The following is a 4,721-nucleotide window of genomic DNA, read 5'->3' on the forward strand; positions in this document are numbered from 1 at the left end:
ACAGTGTAACGACATAGTTATCGTAGTGCATAGTCATAACCTTACTTATCTCCAAACACGTTAGCATTGCTTGAGATTATCGCTTTCCAGTCTTCACTGTACTTAAACCTGATAACATGCCAGCCAGTATCTTCTAGGTCATTTGTAATTATTCTGTCTTTAGCTTGCTGATCAGGTGAATCATGCACGGGACCATCAATGAAGACTGCAACGTATTTGTCTTTATAGAGATAATCCGGTTGGGTATGGCAGGATTCTATGAGTTCCTGCGCATGAGTAGGCAGGTTGTAACCATTGTTGTAAAGATAGTCCAGCCATTTGACTTCCAGAGTGGAACCATTTAGATTCTTTAATCTCTCATAGTGTTCTACCCGAGAGAACTCGCTGGAAGAGCGAGACAAGTCTGAACTGAGCAGACTGATCAGTACATCAATTATAGCCTTACGATCCAGTAATTCATGATCGGTCTGGTTCGAATAGCTCATCAGGCAATCATAGCAAGCAGCTTCACAAGGCTCTTTTGACTGAGGTGCTTTTAACAAGTCTTCAAAAGTGATTGGATCATAATGGCAGAGTTCTATCGCTTCTTTAATGACGCGCTTAAAGCCAGTCATGTCTATAACACGTTTCAGAACCCCAGCTCCACCTTCTGTAGACTCATAGAAAAGGATAGACTTTCTATTGTCTCTCGACGGTAAAGATTCAGCTGAAAGCTCGTTATCTTCCAATTCAAATACTCTCTGGATGGCATTCTTCAGGGCTGCTTGTAAAGAGGCGAGAATTGTGTCGCTCACACTAAGCTGAGGCTCAAATAAGAGGCAATTCTTGGTATCGCTGACAAAGGGACGAACCAGTATCTTCGATTTACCCATAGGTGAATCATCATCGGTATCTTCACTATCGTGTTTACCCCAATACCCACGCTCTGTATCCAAGACAAAACCAGGTCGTTGGGATTTATACCCCATGTTTATACGCCAGATCATAGCAGAATCACCGTAGGTCAAGACTGCCAAGCACTCATCACCTCTCATGACTTTAGCGCTTACACAGGATAGGCGACCTGAACGTGAAGCGAAGCGTATTGTTGTTCGGATATCAAAACCGAGTTTTAGGCGTTCTTCTTCATCGCAGTTAATCTGATCTCTGCGTTTAGCTACTACATTCTGAAGTCTGAAAAGGTTAGATATAGTCTTATCTAAATCGCTTCCGCAGTGTTCGCATTTATCATATTTCTGCTTGTTTGCTCCAACTTCCAGAACATGCAAATATCCACATTGAGGACATAGCTTTGCTTCGCTGGTCGCAACATTGTTCTGTTCATCTTGGGCCGGCATGATAACCTGATGGATGATATATCTGGACCCTTCATGGTAAACAAAAGATCGAGGTCCGAATTCGGTAATGGCTAAGAAGCGGGGTCTGGATAGATATTCATCCTTACCGCTTCTCAATCTTCTCCCGGGAATAAAGGCAGAGAGAGGCAGCCTAGGAAAATTGTAACCAGGGAGGAATCCCTCACTGGCAAAATAGCGATAACTATAAAAATCTGATTGAATTGCCCCACTTGAAGTTGTGAGAAGTTCCAATTGGGATTCGGCTTCTCTTCTCAGACGTTTGGCCTGGTCTTTATCCGATTGATTTCTTGAGGCATCAAGTATGATCTTATTCTGGACTTCCTGCTGATGTAGAGCGGCCTTGTAAAGGCCACGCCAGCGTTCACAAGCCTGTTGGAACTGCAGAGATAGCTGGCCTAATGTATCGCTAAGCCAATCAGGAGTATACCATATAGAAGTAATGATATCATCTTCGATAGAACTGATGATCCTAGATGCTCTGGACAAAGCTCTCTGCCTAATTGTAAAATCCTGCAAAGCATTTTGAATATCTGGTAAGAGATCAAGCGTAGGCGGTTGCCCAGTGATATCGATTACTTCGGTAAGAGTGTTTCCCAATTTCAACCTGGCTTCTGAAAGCCAGATCGCATTGATGTGCGAGCGCAGCATATCCTCATTGGCAAGATCAATCTGTGGTGTTGCTACTGCTCCCGAGACCATATTGACAGGACGTTTAAAGAAATACTGATCATGCGGACTTCCTGTAGAGCAGTATGTGAATACCAATGCGGGTTGACCGCCCCTTCCGGCACGCCCACTGCGCTGAGCGTAGTTCGCAGGAGTGGGAGGAACATTGCGCATGTTAACCACATTTAACAGCGATATATCGATACCCAATTCCATAGTTGGGGAGCAGTATAATATGGGCAGTTTAGCTTCTCGGAAGTCATCTTCTCTGCGTTCTCGTTCGTCATAAGACACTTGGGCCGTATGCTCCTTGGAATATAAACCCCGGGTAGATGCAGCTATGAATTGGTAGAATTCCTTGAAATACTGGTTTACAGGTTGTCCTTCCAAAGAAAGTGAAGTTTGACGTATGGGATCATAAGCTCCCTTGGAACCATCCCCGGCCTTCCAGATCATTGAATCTGCCACTAACTGGTATCCTGGTACGCCATCAGCCATGTTGTCTTTTACTTTTTCGATGATGCCATAAGTTATCAGACCGTCTAGTAGGTTCTCAATGATTTGCTGTGTATCATCCAAGGTTAGCTTTTGATCGTAGTTTCTAATGGTGTTTGTTCGCCTGATGAACTGTCCAAAACCACTTCGGGTGGATAGATACGTATCTCCGCCGTAGTCTCCCTTTTTCCGTGACCTTGGATATAGCACAGAGGCATGGGTTAGCTGTTTGGTCTGCTCATTCTCGTCAAAGCCCCAAGGAGGCACAAGGCGCTGCCCGCTCTGCTGGAGAATCCTTTCCTGATCCTGCTGATTAAGGTAGGATACTTTGATGGCAAGTTCTCTTCTCATCCAATCAAGCAGAGCTTTCAGGATGGTTGTCCTGGTTTCTATATCAGTATTGGCAATAGCAGGATGACAGCTTGCCCATTGATCATTATCGGCAGCTAACTCCTCGATTGAAAGATATTCAATTTCCAAGAGACCTGTTTGTTCAAGATTAGGAGCATTAACCCTCCATCCTCTTTTCAAATCACGATACAGGTGATATCCTAGGACGTTTCTCAAGGCACGTTCGGTTTCAGTCTTGGCAAGTCCCTTACTGGCATCTGGGTTAGATGCATATTCGTCTAAAGATAAGCTTAAACTCTCAAATACTGCTTGGGTAAGTTCACTGTGCCTGACACCTTCACTAGCTCTTTCTGCCAAAGCGTGATACAAAGCTCCCCTTAGCAGGCCAACCTGGATAAAGTCATTAAAATGGCCAGACTGCAATGATGCATCTTGTCTGTTATCGGTAAAGCTCAAGAGCTTTCGAGCTTCAGGAGGTAATTCCATATTTCGGATGTGCCTTACAGCCGATAGTGATAGAATGGTGGTAGCGGTGCTTCTACCTTCTGTGCCTAGAGCAGATAGTTTGGCAAAGTCACTTCTTTGATTGGCAGCATATGAGACCATGCAGTTGGGGCAAAACCGAAATGGAGCATTAAGGAAGAGCATCTGTCTACCCGAGTTTCTGATTTGCCCATCGGGTGTAACAAGCACTGGTTTCGGCAGATACTCTCTCCGATTGTACATGATCTTTCCATCCTGGTCTTTCCATTCTTCTGGTACTTTATCAGCATTTTCGGCTGGATTGTCAGACCATTTATCTGCATCATTTACATAGAGAAATCCTGCTTCCTGCTCCTCATCAAAGACTCTTTCGTTCAGTTCTCTGGGGACAAACCGCCAAACCTCCTTCTCCTCATCGAAGACCTTGGTGACTGTGTAGTACTCCTGTCCACAGTGACGGCAAAATGCCATGGGGAGCAGTATCTTATCTTTGTTGCTATTGGGAACGAACAACTGCCTCTGGACTGTAAGGTGCCTGATGTCATTCTCATCGAGAGATGCATAGACAGTATCCCCTCTGCTGATGAACTGGTGCAGCTTAAAGGCGAATACAGGAAATCCGTTACTCGGATTTATGGTTTTAAACCCTAACAACAGGGCATGCTGGATCGCACTTTTACAGGTTGAATGATCAATGCCTGTGAGTTTACTGAGCTTCTCAGCACCGCCATCCTTGCCGGAGATACACTTTGCCGATGATCGATACAATCTGCCTGTAACCGGGTCAGTCTCTACTCCGAAGGTGGTCTCTATCCATGAGAAAAATGCATCTTGATTGATATCATCTATGTTTGCATCATTGGCCTTGAGCGTACTATCTATTGAATCCCTGAGCTTAGAAATAACCGCAGGGCTATCAAAATCGAACTCGTTGGTCAAGCGTTGAAGCGATTCTCCGATCACATTTTCTGGCTCAACCTTGCTTCCGAAGAGTAAGGATGCGACTCTGGAGATTTCACGATTTTGCTCCAAGCGATCACCTGTACTGGATAGGGTGGCTGAGGTTCCCACGCAGATCACCTTCTCAGCCTTTGTGGCATCTATTGTCCTTCTGATCAACATTGCCACATCAGCCCCTTGGCGACCACGGTAGGTGTGCAGTTCGTCCAGGACTAAGTATTTGAGGTTTTTGCAGGCATGAACCAGAGGGGTCTCATTGGGTCTGGTCAGGATTAGCTCCAGCATCACGTAGTTGGTCAACAATATATCCGGAGGATTAGAGCATATTTCCAGCTTTGCCTGCTCAGACTCCTGGCCGGTGTATCGCTTGAATGTAACGGGCTTTGTATCGTAACTAAAACCCCAATT

The 4,721-nt window shown here is 45.1% G+C and carries 1 protein-coding gene; it reads right to left on the reverse strand.

Going from position 1 to position 4,721, the window contains the following annotated elements; genetic code table 11:
* Positions 1-41: 41 nt before the first annotated feature.
* Positions 42-4,721 (reverse strand): helicase-related protein (locus tag RBR29_RS11975; protein ID WP_320349116.1); only part of this gene is annotated, 4,680 nt, incomplete at its 5' end.

This window comes from Castellaniella sp. (genome assembly GCF_034007085.1).
Classification (GTDB): Bacteria; Pseudomonadota; Gammaproteobacteria; order Burkholderiales; family Burkholderiaceae_B; genus Castellaniella.